This window comes from Halomonas sp. 25-S5, from assembly GCF_029889845.1.
Taxonomy (GTDB): Bacteria; Pseudomonadota; Gammaproteobacteria; order Pseudomonadales; family Halomonadaceae; genus Halomonas.
In genome coordinates, this window is the sequence record NZ_JARANV010000004.1 from 24191 (window position 1) to 43818 (window position 19628).

The window sequence follows — 19628 nt, forward strand, 5'->3', positions numbered from 1 at the left end:
CCCACGCCTGCCCGGCTGGGGAGGATCACTCCACCGTGATGGTGAGGGGCTCGGAGGTCACCGGGGGGGCGAAGCTGAGATGGTTGGCATCCATGAACAGCAGCTGCAGGGTATGCTCGCCGGGCTCGAGTTCCAGGGTGGTCTCGGTCTGGCCGCCGCCGAAGTGGCGCATCGCATCATTGGCCGGCAGGGGCTGGTCGAGTTCCACCTCGTCCAGCGGCGTGTCCACCAGCAGGTGGTGGTGGCCGGTGCCATCGGCCTGGGTGCCGGCGGGCGCCACGCCCATGCCCTTGAGGCCCATGCGCACGGTCAGCGGGCTCTCGACGGTGGCTCCCTCCTGTGGCGAGATGAAGTAGACCTCGGTGCCCGCCGGGGCCGTGGCGCGTTCCATCTGGGCCAGGGCCGGACCGGCCAGCAGCACGCCGCCCGCCAGGGCCAGGCCCGCTATCCACTTGTTCATTGCCGTCTCCTCGTCGTTGACCGGGGTCGCCCGCGTCGGGCGACGCTCGCCTACAGCATAGTCGAGCCAGGCACCGGGAGCGACGCGAGCACGGGCCTCAGCGCTCGCCGTGGGACTCCCGCCAGGCCTCGGCGGCTTCCTCGACGCCCGGCTCATCGTCGCGGGACAGAGCGGCGCGGCGCTCAGTCTCCTCCTCGCGGACATCGTCGATCACGGTCATCAGCTCGTCCACATCCACGGCACTGGTGTCGTGCTCGAAGCAGCCGGTCAGCGGGCTATCCGGCTGCAGGTCGCCGGCTTCATAGAGCGCCCAGATCTCCTTGCCGTAATCGGTGGCCAGCAGCTCCGGGGCGAAGCGGCCGAAGTAGCGGCGCATGTTGTCGACATCGCGCTCGAACATCATTTCAGCGCTGTTGTTGCCGGCGGCATCCACCGCCTGAGGCAGGTCGATGATCACCGGGCCATCCGCGGAGAGCAGCACATTGAACTCGGACAGGTCACCATGGATCAGGCCGGCACACAGCATGCGCACCACGTCACCGATCACCTTGGCGTAATGGGCCCGGGCCTCGTCGGCCGTCAGGGTCACGTCGTCCAGCCGCGGCGCGTTCAGGCCCTCGGCATCGGTGATCATCTCCATCAGCAGCACGCCGTCGACGAAGCTATGCGGTTGGGGCACCCGCACGTCCGCCGCCGCCAGCCGATAAAGGGCATCGACCTCGGCGTTGAGCCAGGCCTGTTCCTGTTCCTTCTGGCCATAACGGGTCTTCTTGGCCATCGCCCGGGACCGACGACTGTTGCGCTCCTTGCGTCCTTCCTGGTACTGCACGGCCTGCTTGAAGCTGCGCTGCTTGGCTTCCTTGAAGACCTTGGCACAGCAACGCTCGCCATGGGAGCGCACCACATACACCTGGGCTTCCTTGCCACTCATCAGCTGGCTCTCGACCACGTCGATCAAGCCGTCGTCGACCAGCGGTTGCAATCTCTTGGGTATCTTCATGTCACCACGTTGGCATAGAACCCGGCGGCTGGGTATCCCGCGGGCGTATCACATTTCCTTAAGGTCAGCGGCTGATGCGGCGGGCACGAAAGGTGCGCCCCTTGAGCTTGCCGTTGCCCAACTGGTCGAGGGCCGCCGCGGCGACATCGCGCCGCACGGCCACGTAGGCGCTGTTGGCGAGCACCTTGATCTTGCCGACCTGCTCCCCGGCGATCCCCCCCTCGCCCGTCAGGGCACCGAGGATGTCGCCGGGTCGCAGCTTCTGCTTCTTGCCGCCGCCGAGCTGCAGGGTCGCCATGGCGGGACGGTAGGGCTGGCGCTCCAGCACCGCGCGAGAGGGCAGCGGCTCGGTCTCCAGCGCCTCGCCGAGCAGCTCGGCGAGGCGCGCCAGCCGGTAGTCCTCCTGCTCGGTGAGCAGGGTACAGGCCGTCCCGGAGCCGCCGGCCCGGCCGGTGCGCCCGACGCGGTGGACATGCACCTCGAGCTCGCGGGCGATGCGATAGTTGATCACCGCATCCAGGGCGTCGATATCCAGTCCGCGCGCGGCCACGTCGGTGGCCACCAGGATCGAGGCGCTGCCGTTGGCGAACAGCACCAGCAGGCGGTCGCGGTCGCGTTGCTCCAGGTCGCCATGCAGCGCCAGGGCGCTGAAGCCCGCGTCGTTCAGGGCGTCGGCGACCTCGTCGGTCTCGCGCTTGGTATTGCAGAACACCACGCTGGAAGAAGGCCGAAAGTGCAGCAGCAGGCGACGCAGCGCCTCGAAGCGGGCCGACTCGTCCGCCACCCGATAGAAGTGCTGGCGGATCGTGGTGGCGTCGTGGGGCTCGGCCACCTCCACGCTGACCGGCTCATGCATCAACCGCTCGGCGATGGGCCTGATGCCCTCGGCGAAGGTGGCGCTGAACAGCAGCATCTGGCGGCTCGCCGGGGTCGCGGCGATGATCGCCTCCATGGCCGCCTGGAAGCCCATATCGAGCATGCGATCGGCCTCGTCCAGCACCAGGGTCTCGAGCGCCCCCAGGGCCAGCGAGCCCTTGCGCAGGTGTTCCTCCACCCGCCCCGGCGTGCCGACGACGAGGTGCGCGCCATGCTCCAGCGAGGACAGCTGAGGCCCCAGCGGGGCCCCGCCGCACAGGGTCAGCACCTTGACGTTGGGCAGGCTGCGCGCCAGGCGACGGATCTCGCCGGCCACCTGGTCCGCCAGCTCGCGGGTCGGGCAGAGCACCAGCCCCTGCACCCGGAAGTCCGCCACCGACAGCCGTGACAGCAGCGCCAGGCCAAAGGCGGCGGTCTTGCCCGAGCCGGTCTTCGCCCGAGCGATCACATCGCGGCCCGCCAGCATGGGCGGCAGGCTCTCGGCCTGGATCGGCGTCATGGCGTGATAGCCCAGCGAATCGAGGTTGGCCAGCAGTTCCGGTGCCAGCGAGAGCGTGGCGAAATCGGGAGAGGAATCAGACACGTGGATAGACCTGCAAGAGGAAGCGGGCACCGAAACGAGACGCGGAGACGGCGGGAGCCGTCGGGCAGTACTGTGGGAGCGAGTGCCGTGGGAGCAAAGATGAAGACGGCCAGGATAGCAGAAAGTGGCGCGCATCACCCGGATCGGTGGCGTTGCCACGACATTCGGTGCACGCCTCGCCGAGGAGGCTGCCCCGCTTCCGGGCAGAGCCATGTCTAACGGCGCCCCATCTTCTATAGTCAATGGCAGGTATAGTCAATGGCAGGGTGGGCTGATGCCACCCGCGACCATCACGCCACATGACAAAGGGGCCGACGCGGATCATGTGCCTGGCGATTCCCATGCAGATCACTCGCCTCGACGGCGACACGGCGCGCGCGGCGTCCCGCGGCATCGAGCGCGACATCGACCTGATGCTGGTCCAGGACCAGGCCCTCGTCGTGGGCGACTTCGTCATCGTGCATGTCGGCTACGCCCTCCAGCGACTGGACCCCGAGGATGCCCTGGCGACCTGGCGACTGCTCGACGAGATGGACGACGCCACCCCCGCAGAGACGGACGACGGAGCCCTCGGCCATGCATGAACTGAGCCTGTGTCGCTCGCTGGTCCGCCAGGCCAGCCGGGTCGCCGCCGAGCACGGTGCGCTGCGCATCCGCCGCGTCTGCCTGCGCATCGGGCCGCTCTCCGGGGTCGAGGCCGCGCTGATGCGCGAGGCCTTTCCGCTGGCCAGCCGCCATACCGCCGCCGAGGGCGCGCGGCTGGAGATGGCCAGGTGTCCGGTCCGGGTGCACTGCCCCCGCTGCCGGCAGGAGGCCGAGGCCAGCGTCAACGACCTGAGCTGCCCGCGTTGCGGGCACTGGCAGACCCGGCTGACCGGCGGCGACGAGCTCCTGCTGGTCAGCGTCGACCTCGCCGACACCCCTCTCCCCCCGACCGGATAACAGGAGCCCCATCGTGTGCCAGACCTGCGGCTGCGCCCTTCCCGACCACCTGCAACACGCCTCGACCGAGCACGACGTCCATACCGTGGAGGTCCTCGAGGGCTTGAAGGCCCACAACGACGAGGTCGCGCGCCATAATCGCGAGCACTTCGACCGCGCCGGGCTGCTGGTCGTCAACCTGATGTCCTCCCCCGGCGCCGGCAAGACCCGCCTGCTGGAGGCCACCATCGAGGCGCTGGGCGCCCGCTACCGCCTGGCGGTGATCGAGGGCGACCTGGAAACCGAGAACGATGCCCGCCGCATCCGCGCCAGGGGCGTGCCCGCGGTCCAGATCACCACCGGCAGCGCCTGCCACCTGGATGCCGCCATGGTGCACCGCGCGGCCCATGCGCTGCCGCTGGACGCGCTGGACATCCTGTTCATCGAGAACGTCGGCAACCTGGTCTGCCCCGCGAGCTTCGACCTGGGCCAGCATGCCAACGTCACCCTGCTCTCGACGCCGGAGGGCGACGACAAGCCGCTCAAGTACCCGGTCATGTTCCGCGCAAGCGACCTGGTCCTGATCACCAAGACCGACCTGCTGCCGGTCCTCGACGACTTCGACGTCGAGGCGGTGGCGGCGCACATGCACCGGCTCGCCTCCGCCGCCCCGGTGATGGCGCTGAGCAGCAAGTCGGGGCCGCTCGACGCCTGGCTCGCCTGGCTCGAGGCGGGCCTGGCCGAGCGGCGCCGACCCTTCCGCCCGGCGCCTCCCGCCGAGGGGGCGTGCCTGCTGTCCCGTCCCCGGGGCCTCGCCTGAGCCATGGCGGTCACTACCCCCGGCGAGTGGCTGGACCGGATACGCGCCCTGCCCCGCCCGGCATCGGGTCGCCTGCGTATCATGAACGTCTGCGGCGGCCACGAGCGCACCATCACCCATGCCGGCCTGCGCAAGGTGCTGCCCGACTACCTGGAGCTGATCCCCGGGCCGGGCTGCCCCGTCTGCGTCTGCCCCGAGGAGGACATCCATGCCGCGGTGGCCCTGAGCCTCGCGGACGACGTGATCGTCGCCACCTTCGGCGACATGGTGCGCGTGCCCTGCAATGCCCCCCGGCGGGAACCGCGCTCCCTGCAGGCCGCCCGCGCCCTCGGCGGCCGGGTGGTCCCGGTCGCCTCCCCCGGCGAAGTGCTGGCCCTGGCCCGCCAGCATCCCGGAAAGCGGGTGGTGTTCTTCGCCGCCGGCTTCGAGACGACCACGGCGCCGATCGCCGCCCTCTTCTCCCGCACGGACCTGCCGGACAATCTGCTGCTGCTGCTCAGCGCCCGCCAGACCTGGCCGGCCATCGCCCACCTGCTGGAGGACGGCGCGCCGGGCTTCGATGCGCTGATCGCCCCGGGGCATGTGGCCACCATCATGGGCGCCGAGCAGTGGCGCTTCGTGGCCGAGGCGCATGGCCTGCCCACCGCCGTGGCCGGCTTCACCCCCGGCCTGATCCTGGCGGGCCTGCATGCCGTGCTCCAGCAGGCGCTCGACCGGGCCCCGCGGCTCGACAACGCCTACCCGCAGTGCGTCACCGCCGACGGTAACCGCCGGGCACAGGCGCTGATGAGCTCGGTGTTCGAGATAACCGACGCCGACTGGCGCGGCATCGGCTCCCTTCCCGACTCGGGCTATGCCTGCACGGACGCACTCGCCCACCGCGACGCGCGCCGGCAGTTTCCCGGGGTGTTCGAGGCCGCCTATGCGCGACGCGGCGAGATGCCGCCCGGCTGCGACTGCGCCGAGGTGGTGCTGGGGCGGATCCGGCCGCCGCAGTGCCGGCTCTACGGCAGCGCCTGCCGGCCGGACACCCCCGTGGGCCCCTGTATGGTCTCCGAGGAAGGCGCCTGCCGGATCTGGTGGAGCCACGGCGTCCGGTCGGCGCAGGAAGCGCCCGCCGGGCGGATCGCCGCCACCCCGGTCGAGACGGCCCCGGCCGAGCCAACGCCCGGCCAGGAGGCACGACGCTGGGTGCTGGCCGGCGTGGTCCAGGGCGTGGGGTTCCGGCCCTTCGTCCAGCGGCTGGCCAGCCGGCTGGAACTCGCGGGCCAGGTGCGCAACAGCGGTGGCAAGGTGGTGATCGAGGCCCAGGGAAGCGCCGACCGCCTGGACGCCTTCGAGCGGGCACTGCTCGCCGAGGCGCCGCGGCTGGCCCGCCCGCGCCTGGCGGGGCGCGAGACGATCCCGGCGATGCCGAGCCCGCCGAGCGCGGCCCGACCGAACGCGGCCCGACCGAACGCGGCCCGACCATTCGTGATCCAGCAAAGCGACGGCGACCCGGGCGGCGCGATCCACCTGCCACTGGACACCCCGGTGTGCCCGGCCTGCCTGGCGGAGATGCACGACCCGCAGGATCGTCACCACGGCTACCCCTTCACCCACTGCGACCAGTGCGGCCCGCGCTACAGCGTGATCGAACGGCTGCCCTACGACCGAGCGCGTACCAGCCTCAAGGCCTTTCCGCTCTGCCGCGAGTGCCAGCGGGAATACGACGACCCGCACAACCGACGCTTCCATGCCCAGTCGATCGGCTGCCCGCAGTGCGGGCCACGGCTGACGTTTGTCGAGGGCTTCGTGCAGGGCGAGCGGACGCTGCCGGACCCGCGGGAGGCGCTGGCGGGCGCCATCGCGGCGCTGGCCGATGGCCGGATCGTCGCCGTGAAGGGGGTCGGTGGCTATCACCTGATGGCCGATGCCGGCAACCCGGCGGCGCTGGCGACCCTGCGCGAGCGCAAGCATCGGCCCCACAAGCCGTTCGCCGTGATGGTCCCGTGGCAGGGCGAGGACGGCCTGGAGGCCGTGCGCCGCCATGCCCGGCTGGAGCCAGCGGCCGCCGAGGCCCTGCTCGCCGACGAGCGGCCGGTGGTGCTGCTCCCGCTGCGCGCCGACCACGGCCTCGAGGCGGGCCTCGCCCCAGGGCTCGACGAGGTCGGCGTGCTGCTGCCCTATGCGCCCCTGCACCATCTGCTGCTGGAGGCCCTGGAGCGCCCGCTGGTCGCCACCTCGGCCAATGTCGCCGGCGAGCCGATCATCGCCGACCGGGCCACGGCGGAACGGCGCCTGGGCCGGGTGGCCGATGCCTTCCTGCACCATGACCGCCCCATCCTGCACCCCGTGGATGACGGCATCCGGCGGCCCATCGCCGGCAGGGCGCGTCCGCTGCGCCTCGGCCGAGGCGCCGCCCCCCTCGAGCTCGAGCTGCCCTGGCCACTGTCCTTGCCAGAGTCCCGGGCCCTGCTCGCCGTGGGTGCCCAGCAGAAGGGCACGATCTGCCTGGCCTGGGAGACGCGGCTGGTGCTGTCGCCGCACATCGGCGACCTCTCGAGCCTTGGCAGCCAGCACGCCTTCGCGCGGCAGATCGAGACCCTGGCCGGGCTGTATGGCGTACGCCCCGAGCTCGTCCTGCACGATGCCCACCGCGGCTACCACAGCACCCGCTGGGCCCGCGACAGCGGCCTGGCGTGCCGGGAGGTCGCCCACCACCACGCCCATGCCGCCGCCCTGTGCGGGGAGCACGGCCGCTTCCGGGAGCCGACCCTGGTGTTCACCTGGGACGGTACCGGGCTGGGCCCGGACGGCACCCTGTGGGGCGGCGAGGCCCTGCTCGGCCGACCCGGCCGCTGGCAGCGCCTTGCCTCGTTCGCGCCCTTTGCCCTGCCCGGCGGGGAGGCGGCGATTCGCGAGCCCTGGCGCCTGGCCACCACCCTGAGCTGGCAGAGCGGCCTCGAGGGGCCGGTCGCCGAGGGCACCGACGAGGAGCTGGCCCTGCTGCGAGCGGCCTGGGAGCGGCGCCTCAACGCCCCCGCCTGTTCCGCCGTGGGCCGGCTGTTCGATGCCGCCGCGGCCCTGCTGCTGCCGATTCGCCGGATCAGTCACGAGGCCCAGGCCGCCATGTGGCTCGAGGCCTTGGCTAAGGAAAGGGCCGAGGGCGACGGCCAGGGCCTTGACCTGCCTCACCATCGCGACGCGGACGGGGTGCTACGCTGTGACTGGCGTCCGCTGATCCGTCACCTCCATGACGCACGCCTCGCCCCGGAACGGCGCGCCGCGGACTTCCATGCCACCCTGGTCCAGGTGCTGCGCCGGCAGGCCAGGGCGGCCCGGGACGCCTCGGGGGTCACGACCCTCGGCCTGACCGGCGGCGTGTTCCAGAACCGCCGGCTGACCGAGGCGGCCGTGGCAGCCCTGGAGGGCGACGGCTTCAAGGTGCTGCTGCACGAGCGGCTGCCCTGCAACGACGCCGCCATCAGCGTCGGCCAGGTCATGGAGTCCCTGGCCCGACTGTCACGGCACGACTGGTCAGGCATGAGGAGAAGTGAGTGACCCAACCCGGTCCCGACACGGCCACCGTCACCCTGGCCCACGGCAACGGCGGGCGCCTCATGCGCCAGCTGATCGATGCGGTGTTCGTCCGCCAGCTGGGCAACCCCTGGCTGGCGCCGCTGGCCGATGCCGCCATCCTGCCCCCCTTCCCGGACGGCGACCATGAGCTGGTCTTCACCAGCGACGGGGTCACCGTGCAGCCGCTGTTCTTCGCCGGGGGCGACATCGGCAGCCTGGCGGTGCACGGCACCGTCAACGACCTCGCCGTCTGCGGGGCGACCCCGCGCTACCTGAGCCTCAATGCCTTCCTGGAGGAGGGGCTGCCGCTCGAGGCCCTCGAGCGGATCGTCGCCAGCCTGGCCGAGGCCGCCCGGGCCTGCGATGTCCAGGTGGTGGCCGGCGACACCAAGGTACTGCCGCGCGGGCTCTGCGGCGGGCTCTACTTCGGCGTGTCCGGAATCGGCACGCGGCCCCCCGGGCTGGCCCTCGGCACCCGCGGCATTCGTGCCGGGGATGCGGTGCTGGTCAGCGGGCCGCTGGGCGACCACGGCATTGCCGTGATGCTGGCCCGCGAGGAATTCGGCCTGAGCGGCAGCCTGGCCTCCGACAGCGCCAGCGTGGTGCCCCTGACCCGGGCCCTGCTGACGATGCCCGGCCTGCGCTTCATGCGCGACCCGACCCGCGGCGGCCTGGCGACGGTGCTGCATGAGGTGATCCAGGCCACGGGGCTCGGCGTGACGCTCGAGGAGCCACGGCTGCCGATCCGCGGCAGCGTGCGCAGCGTCTGCGACATGCTGGGCTACGACCCCCTCTATCTCGCCTGCGAGGGGCGGGTGGTCGCCATCGTGGCCGAGGAGCAGGCCGACGAAGCCCTGCACCGCTGGCAGGCGCTCCCGCAGGGGCGAGGGGCGCAGCGGATCGGCACGCTCGACCCGCACCACGACCGGCTGCTGCTGGTCAACGAGTGGGGCGGCGAGCGCCTCCTGCAGGAGCTGGAGGACGACCCGCTGCCACGCATCTGCTGAGCGTGGCGGTACCGGCCACCTGACGACCATTGAACGGGACACGCCACCATGAAGGTACGGCACTTTCTCGCCCGCGAGCGCCTCCAGTCACTCCTCGACCGGCTGGTGGAGGCGGGCTATGAGGTCATCGGGCCCCGGGTGCGCGATCATGCCATCCTCTTCGAGCCCCTCTCGACGGTGGAGCAGCTGCCTGTCGGAATCATCGATGACCAGGCCCCCGGCCGCTACCGGCTCGAGCACACCGATTCCGGACGCGTCTTCGACTGGGCCACGGGCCCCCAGGCGATCAAGCCGCTGACCTTCACGCCCCGCGAAACGCTGTGGCGAAGCGAGCGACAGCCCGACGGCCGCCTGGTGTTCCGCGAGCAGCCCCCCGAGGCACAGCCGACGGCGGTCATCGGCGTGCGGGCCTGCGACCTCGCGGCGCTGGCGGTCCATGACCGCCACTTCCTGCATGACGCCCATCCTGACCCGCACTACCGCGAGCGGCGCCGCAACCTCTTCCTGGTCGCCGTCAACTGCCTGCGCTCCGCCGCCACCTGCTTCTGCACCGCCACCGGCGACGGCCCGCGAGTCCAGCACGGCTTCGACCTGGCGCTCTCGGAACTCGACGACGGCTTCGTGGTGGAGGCCCACTCCCAAGAGGGCCAGGCCATCCTCGACACCCTGGAGACGACGCTGGCAAGCCATGACCAGCTCGAGCAGGTGGAGGCCGGCATCGAGCGTGCCACCCGCCAGCAGACGCGACGCCTGCCCGAGGGCTCGCTGCCGGAGATGCTGCAGGCGGCCGTCGACCATCCGCACTGGCAGAGCCTCAACGACCGCTGCCTGACCTGCGGCAACTGCACCGCGGTCTGCCCCACCTGCTTCTGCCAGACCCACGTCGACGAGCTCTCCCTGGACGGGAAGACGTCCGAGCACGGCCGGCAGTGGGGCAGCTGCTTCGACCCCGACCACAGCTACATCCACGGCACCGTCATCCGCGCCGAGCGGCCCCAGCGCTATCGCCAGTGGCTGACCCACAAGTTCGGCACCTGGGTGGAGCAGTATGGCCGCAGCGGCTGCGTGGGCTGCGGCCGCTGCATCGCCTGGTGCCCGGTGGGCATCGACGTGATCGAGGAACTGGCCGCACTCTCTAAAGCGCCCGAAGATGCGCCACCTAAGGCGCCCGAACACGCGCCTCCCAAGTCGCCCGAGAACGCGCCCACCACTCGGCCCACCGATGGGGAGGACACGCCATGACCAGCGCGCTGGTGCCCTTCGAGGCCGAGGTCGTCGGCTGCAAGGACGAGACCCCGGACATGTTCAGCCTGCAGCTGCGCTTCACCGACCCCGAGGTGCAGGCCGCCTACCGCTTCTCGATGGGCCAGTTCAACATGCTCTACCTGCCGGGCATGGGCGAGGTGCCGATCTCCATCGTCTCCGACCCCGACGAGCGGGAGATGATCGACCACACCATCCGCAAGGTCGGCTCGGTCACCCGTAACCTGGGGCGGCTCGAGGTCGGCGACCGGCTCGGCCTGCGCGGCCCCTACGGTCGCGGCTGGCCCACCGAGGAGGCCGAGGGCACCGACCTGGTGATCGTCACCGGGGGGCTTGGCTGCGCCCCGTCGGTCTCGCTGATCGAGTACGTGCTGCACCGCCGCGGACGCTACGGCCGCATGCATATCATCCAGGGGGTCAAGCACTCCAACGACCTGATCTGGCGCGACCGCTACGACGCCTGGCGACAGCACCCGGACGTCGAGGTCTACCTGACCGCCGACACCGGCGACACCTTCTGGCCCTGGCATGTCGGCCCGGTGACCCAGTTCTTCGAGCGCATCGACGTCGACCCGGCGCGCTGCTCGGTCTTCATCTGCGGCCCCGAGGGCATGATGCGGGCGGTGATCAAGGCGATGCGCGAGCGCGAGGTGCCGGAAGAGCGGATCTGGCTCAGCATGGAGCGCAACATGCACTGCGCCATCGGCTCCTGCGGCCGCTGCCAACTGGGGCCCAAGTTCGTGTGCCGTGACGGCCCGGTCTTCACCTGCCGCGAACTGGCGCCCTACCTCTCGCACAAGGGAGTCTGACCATGACCACCGCGCCCCCCCGCCCGCGCATCGCCGTGCACAAGTTCAGCTCCTGCGACGGCTGCCAGCTGGCCTTCCTCAACCTGGGCGAGCCCCTGCTGGCCCTGGCCGAGACGGTCGATATCCTGCACTTCGCCGAGGCCGGCCCGGTCGACGAGGAGGCAGAGGTCGACATCGCCTTCGTCGAGGGCAGCGTGGCCACCTCCCAGGACGCCGCACGCCTGAGCGGTATCCGCCAGCGCAGCCGCTTCCTGGTCACCATCGGCGCCTGCGCCACCGCCGGCGGCATCCAGGCGCTGCGCAACCTCCACGACGCCGACGAGTGGGTGTCCGGGGTCTATGCCCAGCCCGAGCATATCGACCTGCTCGCCGACTCGACCCCGATTGCCGAGAGCGTCAGGGTCGACCTGGAGCTCTGGGGCTGCCCGGTCAGCGGCGAACAGGTGCTCGGTGCCACCAAGTCGCTGCTGGCCGGCCACCTGCCCCGGGTCGACCACAGTGCGGTGTGCATGGAGTGCAAGCGCCAGCAGGCGGTGTGCGTGATGGTCGCCCAGGGCCGGCCCTGCATGGGCCCGGTCACCAGCACCGGCTGCGGCGCGATCTGCCCCCGCTTTCAGCGCGACTGCTACGCCTGCTACGGGCCCGCCGTGCAGGCCAACGTCTCGGCACTGGCCAGCCACCTGGCCGATACCGGCATGCCGGCTGACGAGGTCGCCCGGCGCCTGCTGTTTATCAACGGTCATGCCGAGCCCTTCAAGAGTGAGGGCCTGGACTGGCAGGCACGGGTCATCCAGCGTCAGGGCAGCGAGGAGGAGCAGGGATGAGTCGCACCACGCGAACCGGCGAGATCCATGTGCCCATCCTGGCGCGGGTCGAGGGCGAGGGCGCCCTGGACCTTCGCATCGAGGCGGGCCGGATCGAAGAGTTGAAACTGCGGATCTTCGAGCCGCCCCGGCTGTTCGAGAAGCTGCTCGAGGGGCGCAGCACCCAGGACGTGATCGACAGCGTGGCCCGCATCTGCGGCATCTGCCCCGTGGCCTACCAGATGAGTGCGGTGGCGGCGATCGAGTCGATCCTCGGCGTCACCCCCGGCCCCTGGGTGGAGGCAATGCGCCGGGTGATGTACTGCGGCGAGTGGCTGCAGAGTCACAGCCTGCACATCCACCTGCTGGCCGCCCCCGACTTCCTCGGCTACGAGAGCGCCCCGGCGATGGCCCGGGACTACCCGGACGAGGTGCGCCGCGGCCTGCGGCTCCAGGGGCTCGGCAACGAGATCCTCCGCACCTTCGGCGGCCGCTCGGTGCACCCGGTCGGTGTCTGTCCCGGCGGCTTCTTCCATGCCCCCGAGGCGGCCACCATCGAGGCCCTTCGACAGCGCCTGGCGGAAGGCCTCGAGGAGGCCCGCGAGCTGATCGCCTGGACGGCCGGACTCCCCATCCCCGAGGACGACCAGGACTTCGTCTCGGTGTCGCTGCGCCATCCCCGTGACTACCCCATCACCGCGGGCCGCATCGTCTCCGACCAGGGGCTCGACATCGACCCGGCCGACTTCGAGCAGCGCTTCCGGGAGTTCCAGGTCCCCCACTCGACGGCCCTGCACGCCCAGCTCGACGACCACCCCTACCTGGTCGGCCCGCTGGCCCGCCTCAACAACAACCTCGACCGGCTGCCCGCCGAGACGAGGCAGCTGCTCGACGACTGCGGCGTGGCCTTCCCCAGTCGCAACATGTTCCACAGCATCGTCGCCCGGGCGGTGGAGATGCATGTCGCCCTCAGCGAGGCGCTGCGCCTCACCGAGGACTACGAGCCCGCCGCCGAGCCCCATGCCGAGGCGCCCGCCCGGGCCGGGGTCGGCGTCGGCTGCACCGAGGCCCCCCGCGGCATCCTCTGGCACCGCTATGAACTCGACGAGGAGGCCCGGGTCGTGGAGGCGCGGATCGTCCCGCCGACCAGCCAGAACCAGGCGCGGATGGAGGAGGACCTCGCGGCGAGCCTGACGCGCTTCGGCCTGGAGCGTGACGACGACGCCCTGCGGCTGCACGGCGAGATGGTGATCCGCAACTACGACCCCTGCATCTCCTGCGCCACCCACTTCCTGGACTTCCATGTCTTGCGAAAATGAGTCACGCGGGACGGGGGCATACGGGAATGAGCCACGCCCGGCCGGACCCAGCCAGGCCCGGCAGGAGGGGGCCGACGGCCGGCCGGCGGGCCATGCCTATCTCTTCGGCCTCGGCTCGCCCCATGGCGGGGACCGGCTGGGCTGGCTGGCCGCCGATGGCCTGCGCGACGCGTTGGCCGGCCGCGACGACGTCAGCGTCGACTGCCTCGCCCAGCCCGTCGACCTCTTCCTCCACGCGGTGACGGCGAGCGACCGCCTGCTGCTGGTCGACGCCATGCGGGGCCAGGGGCCACCCGGCACCCTCAAGGCCTTCGCCCCGGGGGAACTCCCCACGGCCGCCGCGCGGCTGTCATCACACGGCCTCGACCTGGCGGGCACCCTGGCGCTGGTCGAGGCCCTGGGGCTCTTCCGGGCGGGCATCCGGGTCATCGGCATCGAGATGCCGGAAAAAACAGGCCCCGACACGCCTGGCCCCGAGATGACGGCACCAGGGCTCGACGCCGCCCAGGCCCGGCGACTGCACGCGGCGGTGCTGGACTGGCTCGACGCCGGCTAGGCGCCCCGGCCCTCGCCCTCGAATCGCGTCAACGGCAGCGGGCCGTGCTCCTTGACGGTCTGGATGGCGAAGTTGCTGCGGATGTCGCTGATGCCCGGCAGGCGCAGCAGGGTCCCGGTCAGGAAGTGCTCGTAGGCCGCCAGATCCGCCACCACCACCTGCAGCAGGAAGTCCGACTCCCCCGACACCAGGTGAGCGGAGACCACCTCCGGCAGCGCCACGACCGCCTCGCGGAAGGCGTTGGCCTGAGCCTCGTGGTGGCGCTCCACCTTGATGCCGACGAAAACGGTGAGGCCGAGGCCCACCCCGCCGCGGTCCAGCTCGGCGTGGTAGCCGCGGATCAGCCCCGCCGCCTCCAGCTGGCGAACCCGGCGCAGGCAGGGCGAGGGCGAGAGGTTCACCTCCTCGGCCAGCTGCACGTTGCTCAGCCGGGCGTCGCGCTGCAGTGCCGCCAGGAGGCGACGATCGATGGCATCCAACCGATACCTTGGCATGAAACGTCTCCCTCTCCTTTTCCATTGGCACTTTCTGCCAACGTTATCCGCCTTCCGGGTCGATTTCGCAAGGACCTGCCGGCGCCCCCGAGGCTAGACTGGCACGGTGCTGACGCAAGGTGTCACGCGCCAGGCATGTCGCGACCGGACAGTTCGCAACAAGGGGGGGAGGCGAGTCCATGGAGCTGTGGCTGTTCATCGGTGCCCTGGCGGCGGTCTACCTGCTGCCCGGCCCCGACATGTTGCTGGTGCTGCAGACCGGCAGCCTGCAGGGGCACGCCCGGGCGCTGGCCACCGCGGCGGGACTCGCCATGGCGCGCGGCGTGCACGTCGCCCTGGCCGCCCTGGGGCTGGCCACGCTGTTCGCCACCGCGCCCTGGACCTTCGATGCGGTGCGCTACGCGGGCGGTGCCTACCTGGCCTGGATCGGCCTTCAGCTGTTTCGCTCCCCCGCCGTCACCCCGGACATCGAGCCGGGCCGGCCGTCAGTGCCCGCCGCCGGCCTCCGTCGCGGCCTGCTGACCAACCTGCTCAACCCCAAGTCGCTGCTGTTCTGCTCGGTGCTGCTGCCCCAGTTCGTGCATCCCGGCGAGGGCGCCGTGCTGCTGCAGTTCGCCCTGCTGGGTGGCCTGCTGGTGGGCATCGGCCTGCTGTTCGATGCCGGTTACGCCACCCTGGGAGCCGCCCTGCAGCGCTGGTTTGCCGGCAGCCCGCTGCGGGCGCGCCTGCAGCGCTGGACCTTCGGCTCGCTGATGATCGCCTTCGCCCTGCGCCTGGCCGCCTGAGGGGCCGGCCTTGTCCTGCGTCAAGACGCCACCGTTGTCTCCCGGCGGCTCATCCCCACCCTGTGCCATAGTGGAGCAATACTCATCGACGCCCCCACCAATGAAAGGAGACCCCGATGCAGGAACGTGAGGTCGATATCGCCATCATCGGCGCCGGCAGCGCCGGATTGAGCGCCTGGCACGCCGCCCGCAAGCACAGCGACAGTGTGCTGCTGATCGAGGGCGGGGCCTATGGCACCACCTGTGCCCGCGTCGGCTGCATGCCCTCGAAGCTGCTGATCGCCGCCGCCGAATCCGCCCACCACGCCCGCGATGCCGGCGGCTTCGGCGTGCGCACCGGCCCCGTGGAGGTGGACGGGCGCGCCGTCATGGAGCGCGTCCAACGCGAACGCGACGGCTTCGTGGGGCGCGTGATGAAGACGGTGGAGCGCCTCGGCGAGGAGAACCGCCTCGAGGGCCATGCGCGCTTCGAGGACCCGCACAACCTGATCGTCGGCGAGCATACCCGCGTGACGGCGCGTAACATCGTCATCGCCACCGGCTCGCGCGGCACCTGGCCGGGCTTCTTCGAGGCGGCCGGCGACCGGCTGGTCGTCAACGACGATGTCTTCGAGTGGGACGACCTGCCCGAGTCGGTCGCCGTCTTCGGCCCCGGCGTGATCGGCCTGGAGCTCGGCCAGGCGCTCCACCGGCTGGGCGTGCGCCTGCGGGTCTTCGGCGTGGGCGGCGCCCTGGGCCCCTTCCAGGACGAGGCCGTCAGGGACTACGCCGACCGCACCTTCAACGAGGCGTTCTACGTCGACCCCGACGCCAAGGTGGAGAGCATCGAGCGCGACGGCGACGCCGTGGTGATCACCTTCCTCGAGCGCGATACCGGCAAGCGCCTCACCGAGCGCTTCGACTACCTGCTCGCGGCCACCGGCAGGCGTGCCAATGTCGACCGGCTCGACCTGGAGAAGGCCGGCCTGGCCGTCGACGACAAGGGCGTGCCCCACTACAACCGCTTCACCCTGCAGTGCCGCAATGCCGATGACAGCCCCAGCCACGTCTTCATCGCCGGCGATGCCAACCAGGCGCTGCCGTTGCTGCACGTCGCCAATACCGAGGGGCGGATCGCCGGCGACAACGCCGGGCGCTACCCGGAACTGCGCGCCGGCACCCGCAACGTCCCCCTCGCCGTGGTCTTCACCGACCCGCAGATGGCCACCCTCGGTACCAGCCGCGCCGAGCTGGAAAGCCAGTACGGCGGCTGCGACTGCATCGCCACCGGCGAGGCCTCCTTCGAGGACCAGGGGCGGGCCATGGTGATGCGCCAGAACCGCGGCCTGATGCGCCTCTACGCCGAGCACGGCTCGGGTCAGTTCCTGGGCGCCGAGCTGTTCGGTCCGCGGGTCGAACACATGGCGCACCTGCTGGCCTGGATGCTGGAGCAGAAGCTCAGCGTAAGCCGCATCCTCGAGATGCCCTTCTACCACCCGGTGCTGGAAGAAGGCCTGCGCGGTGCCCTGCGCGACCTCAATGCCAACCTGCAGCAGGGCCCGGCCATCACCGAGCGCTGCATGGAGTGCGGGCCCGGAGACTGAGCATGACGCCACGGCTCATCATGCCCCGGCTCGCGTTTGCCCTGTTCACCGCCGCCCTGCTGGCGGCGGCCCCGGGCGCGCCGGCATCCCCCGATACCCCGTCGCCCCGTCCGACCATCGGCCTGGCGCTGGGCTCGGGTGGCGCCAACGGCCTGGCGCACATCGCCATCCTGCAGGTCTTCGACGATCTCGGGATCGTGCCCGACCGTATCGTCGGCACCAGCATCGGCGCGGTCATCGGCGGGCTCTATGCCGCGGGTCTCCCGGCCGAGGCGATCCGTGACATCTTCGACGACGTGGCCGGCTCACCGCTGGATGCCCTCTCGGGCCTGGCCGAATCGGAGGTGGATCTGTCGGCGCTGGTACCGTTCGGGCGCGACGATGCCGGGCTGCTCGATTCGGCGGGCTTCCTGCGCTTCCTGGCCGGCCAGACCGAGGTTCGCACCTTCGACGAACTGCGTATCCCGCTGGTGGTGGTGGCCACCGACTACTGGACGACGGACAGCGTGGCCATTGACGAGGGGCTGCTGTTTCCGGCCATCGAGGCCAGCATGGCGGTGCCGGGGCTCTTCATGCCCGTCCACCGTGGCGAACAGCTGCTGATCGATGGCGGCACCTCCAATCCCCTGCCCTTCGACCTGCTGCAAGGTGAAGTCGACCTGGTCATCGCGGTGGACGTCTCGGGGAGCCGCCAAATGACGGATGGAGAACAGGTCGGCCTGACCGACATGCTGTTCAACAGCTTCAAGATCATGCAACAGACGATCATCCGACAGGCGCTGCGCCACCAGCCACCCGACCTCTACCTGCGCCCGGAGACCCAAGGCGTGCGCCTGCTGCACTTCAACCGCATCGACGAGATCCTGCGCCAGACCCAGCCCGCGGCCGAGGAGCTTCGCGACCTGCTGGAGGACTCGCTGGCCCTGCAAGCCGATGAAAGCCGATGAAAGCCGATGAAAGCCGATGAAAGCCGATGAAAGCCAGCGCAGGGTCCCTGATAATCAGGGAGGTGCAATACGTCGTCAGGCAAACTACTGACAGCTCCCTTTCTTGACCATCGGTTATAGCGCATATAGACAGTGTACCAGCGACCGAAGGCATCCGGCAGATCACGCCAGGGAGCGCCAGTCCGAGCGGTCCAGAGAACGGCTTCCACGAATAGCCGGTTGTCCTTTGCCGTCACCCCGCGATCCGAGGCCTTGCCGGGAAGCAGGTGCTCGATTCACTCCCATTGGTCATCACTTAGCATCAGCCTGGGAGCCTGTCGGGTTTGACCGATCGTAGCGAGAGAGACGGAGTTCGAGACAAGTTTATCGATCTGATGAGGAGAATAGCCCGCTATTTAACGAATCAGATCGAATGAAGTTGGCCGAAAGACCGGTTCTCGCAGTAGATCAGCGTTAAGTCCGACAGGCTCCTGGTCATGGTTCATGCCGAATCAGCGGTGCTGAAGTCCCGCTGCCTGGGCACGTTTTGCCGCATACATGTCGGCATCGGCATGGCGGAACAACTGGTCTCGGTTCGTGCCATGGTCCGGGTAGAGCGCGGCACCGATACTGGTGGAGAGGGTCGCCGCACGTGACGGCAACACGATCGGCTCATCGAAGAGCTTGCGGATCTTGTCCATCACGATACCGACGGCATCCTCGCCGCGAATATTGGTCAACAGCACGGTGAACTCGTCGCCCCCCATCCGGCCGATCATATCGGAATCACGCACGCACTGGACCAAGCGCCGCGCCACTTCGCAGAGCACCTGATCGCCCGCTTCATGGCCCAAGGTGTCGTTCACCTCCTTGAACTCATCCAGGTCCAGGTACAACAGCGCAAATTGGTCGCCCTGGCGCTGGGCGACCTGAAGCGCCATATCGACGTGGGCGTTGAACAGGGCCCGATTAGGCAAGCCGGTCAGCGGGTCGTAACGTGCCATTTGGTGCAAGCTGATTTCGGCCTGCTTGCGCTCGATGGCCGTGGCGACCTGAGTGGAGACGAACTGCAGCAGCTCCTTGTCCTGCTCTTGGTAACGAGCGCTACCGACATAACTCTGCACGACCACCGCCCCCAGGACGCCGGCCTGAGAGGTCAGCGGCACCCCCAGCCAGTCTTGCGTCTTGCCAGGCAGCGATACAACCGGCGCCTCAGCATCGTCGTTGACATCAAAGCGGTACAGGACAGCGCGGCCCTCACGAATGACCGTAGCGATCGGGTTTCCCGTGTCCAGCGGTCCGGGCATGGCGCCTATGGCCTGGTCGTCGGCCACGTACGGAAAAGAAAGTGCCTCGCAGGTATCGTCATACAACGCCACGAGGAAGTTATCGACCGGCAGCAGGTCGCAGATGACTCGATGAATATGCTGATAGAGCTCGGAGAGCCCCTCGGCGAGGTGGGCCGCCTCGGAAATTCGATAGATCGCACTCTGGATGCGTTCCGCGTGCTTCAGTAGCGTGATATCGCGCGCGACCGCAAGACGGATTCCCTCCGGCTCGGACCAGCGCGCCGACCACATGATATCGACGATTCGCCCGTCCTTGCGCACATAGCGATTCTCGAAATGCATCTGCGCCTGGCCGCGCATGATATCGCCGGCCGCTTCCAGGGTTCGCTGGCGGTCGTCCGGATGCACCAGATGTATCATCGACATGCCGATCATCTCGTCCGGCGTATAGCCAAAGATGCGCTCACAGGCGGCACTGACGAACACAAACCGACCCTCGGCATCCACCACGCAAACTGCATCGATCAGCAGGTCCATGATGCGAGTGCCAATAAATTCGGTATTCAATGCCAT

18 protein-coding genes and 1 pseudogene are annotated in these 19628 nt (G+C 69.9%); 13 read left to right on the forward strand and 6 right to left on the reverse strand.

The window, feature by feature from the left end:
- Positions 1 to 25: 25 nt before the first annotated feature.
- The 3 genes from OP498_RS04480 to dbpA all read right to left on the reverse strand — a co-directional run bounded on the left by OP498_RS04480 (position 26) and on the right by dbpA (position 2919).
- Entirely contained in the window at positions 26 to 460 is a 435-nt protein-coding gene (locus tag OP498_RS04480) for a DUF4399 domain-containing protein (RefSeq protein WP_280552747.1), read from the reverse strand.
- 97 nt (positions 461 to 557) lie between these two features.
- The gene (locus tag OP498_RS04485; RefSeq protein ID WP_280552749.1) at positions 558 to 1460 is read right to left on the reverse strand and encodes a PA4780 family RIO1-like protein kinase; all 903 of its coding nucleotides are present in this window, start codon (positions 1458 to 1460) and stop codon (positions 558 to 560) included.
- 64 nt (positions 1461 to 1524) lie between these two features.
- Positions 1525 to 2919, reverse strand: a complete 1395-nt coding sequence (gene dbpA / locus OP498_RS04490) for an ATP-dependent RNA helicase DbpA (RefSeq protein ID WP_280552751.1) — start codon at positions 2917 to 2919, stop codon at positions 1525 to 1527.
- Positions 2920 to 3242: 323 nt separating this feature from the next.
- Here dbpA and OP498_RS04495 point away from each other — a divergent pair, with 323 nt between their 5' ends.
- The 10 genes from OP498_RS04495 to OP498_RS04540 are packed head-to-tail and all read left to right on the forward strand — an operon-like array spanning position 3243 to position 13978.
- Positions 3243 to 3503 carry a HypC/HybG/HupF family hydrogenase formation chaperone gene (locus tag OP498_RS04495; RefSeq protein WP_280552847.1) on the forward strand — a complete coding sequence of 87 codons (261 nt, stop codon included), beginning with the start codon at positions 3243 to 3245 and terminating at the stop codon, positions 3501 to 3503.
- Complete coding sequence (locus tag OP498_RS04500) at positions 3496 to 3861, forward strand: hydrogenase maturation nickel metallochaperone HypA (RefSeq protein WP_280546193.1); 366 nt, start codon at positions 3496 to 3498, stop codon at positions 3859 to 3861. Before OP498_RS04495 ends, OP498_RS04500 begins: the two co-directional genes overlap by 8 nt.
- 13 nt (positions 3862 to 3874) lie before the next feature.
- On the forward strand, positions 3875 to 4660 hold the full coding sequence (gene hypB, locus OP498_RS04505; protein WP_280552754.1) for a hydrogenase nickel incorporation protein HypB: 786 nt from the start codon (positions 3875 to 3877) through the stop codon (positions 4658 to 4660).
- 3 nt (positions 4661 to 4663) lie between these two features.
- Positions 4664 to 8203, forward strand: coding sequence for a carbamoyltransferase HypF (gene hypF, locus OP498_RS04510; RefSeq protein ID WP_280552756.1), 3540 nt, complete (start codon positions 4664 to 4666; stop codon positions 8201 to 8203).
- Complete coding sequence (gene hypE / locus OP498_RS04515; RefSeq protein ID WP_280552758.1) at positions 8200 to 9228, forward strand: hydrogenase expression/formation protein HypE; 1029 nt, start codon at positions 8200 to 8202, stop codon at positions 9226 to 9228. The genes hypF and hypE overlap by 4 nt, the downstream gene beginning before the upstream one ends.
- A 48-nt stretch (positions 9229 to 9276) precedes the next feature.
- A complete protein-coding gene (locus OP498_RS04520; protein WP_280552759.1) occupies positions 9277 to 10470 on the forward strand; it encodes a 4Fe-4S dicluster domain-containing protein in 1194 nt (397 codons plus the stop codon).
- Entirely contained in the window at positions 10467 to 11300 is an 834-nt protein-coding gene (locus OP498_RS04525; RefSeq protein WP_280552761.1) for an FAD/NAD(P)-binding protein, read from the forward strand. Before OP498_RS04520 ends, OP498_RS04525 begins: the two co-directional genes overlap by 4 nt.
- Before the next feature lie 2 nt (positions 11301 to 11302).
- Positions 11303 to 12124: a sulfhydrogenase subunit delta gene (locus OP498_RS04530; RefSeq protein ID WP_280552763.1), complete on the forward strand. Its 822-nt coding sequence runs from the start codon at positions 11303 to 11305 to the stop codon at positions 12122 to 12124.
- The gene (locus OP498_RS04535) at positions 12121 to 13422 is read left to right on the forward strand and encodes a Ni/Fe hydrogenase subunit alpha (protein ID WP_280552764.1); all 1302 of its coding nucleotides are present in this window, start codon (positions 12121 to 12123) and stop codon (positions 13420 to 13422) included. The genes OP498_RS04530 and OP498_RS04535 overlap by 4 nt, the downstream gene beginning before the upstream one ends.
- A complete protein-coding gene (locus OP498_RS04540; RefSeq protein WP_280552766.1) occupies positions 13406 to 13978 on the forward strand; it encodes a hydrogenase maturation protease in 573 nt (190 codons plus the stop codon). The genes OP498_RS04535 and OP498_RS04540 overlap by 17 nt, the downstream gene beginning before the upstream one ends.
- Here OP498_RS04540 and OP498_RS04545 read toward each other — a convergent pair.
- Positions 13975 to 14472, reverse strand: coding sequence for an Lrp/AsnC family transcriptional regulator (locus OP498_RS04545; protein WP_280552767.1), 498 nt, complete (start codon positions 14470 to 14472; stop codon positions 13975 to 13977). The two genes, OP498_RS04540 and OP498_RS04545, sit on opposite strands and share 4 nt — an antisense overlap.
- A 179-nt stretch (positions 14473 to 14651) precedes the next feature.
- Between OP498_RS04545 and OP498_RS04550 the strand changes: the two genes are divergently transcribed.
- The 3 genes from OP498_RS04550 to OP498_RS04560 all read left to right on the forward strand — a co-directional run bounded on the left by OP498_RS04550 (position 14652) and on the right by OP498_RS04560 (position 17787).
- Positions 14652 to 15257 carry a LysE family translocator gene (locus OP498_RS04550; protein WP_280552769.1) on the forward strand — a complete coding sequence of 202 codons (606 nt, stop codon included), beginning with the start codon at positions 14652 to 14654 and terminating at the stop codon, positions 15255 to 15257.
- A gap of 116 nt (positions 15258 to 15373) precedes the next feature.
- On the forward strand, positions 15374 to 16840 hold the full coding sequence (locus tag OP498_RS04555; protein ID WP_280552771.1) for a dihydrolipoyl dehydrogenase: 1467 nt from the start codon (positions 15374 to 15376) through the stop codon (positions 16838 to 16840).
- 2 nt (positions 16841 to 16842) lie between these two features.
- Positions 16843 to 17787: a patatin-like phospholipase family protein gene (locus tag OP498_RS04560; protein WP_280552773.1), complete on the forward strand. Its 945-nt coding sequence runs from the start codon at positions 16843 to 16845 to the stop codon at positions 17785 to 17787.
- 95 nt (positions 17788 to 17882) lie between these two features.
- Here OP498_RS04560 and OP498_RS04565 read toward each other — a convergent pair.
- Both OP498_RS04565 and OP498_RS04570 read right to left on the reverse strand, forming a co-directional pair.
- Positions 17883 to 18062: pseudogene (locus tag OP498_RS04565) on the reverse strand (transposase); the annotation flags it as partial.
- 216 nt (positions 18063 to 18278) lie between these two features.
- Positions 18279 to 19628 (reverse strand): GGDEF domain-containing protein, encoded by a 1350-nt coding sequence (locus OP498_RS04570; RefSeq protein ID WP_280552774.1) that lies wholly within the window; start codon positions 19626 to 19628, stop codon positions 18279 to 18281.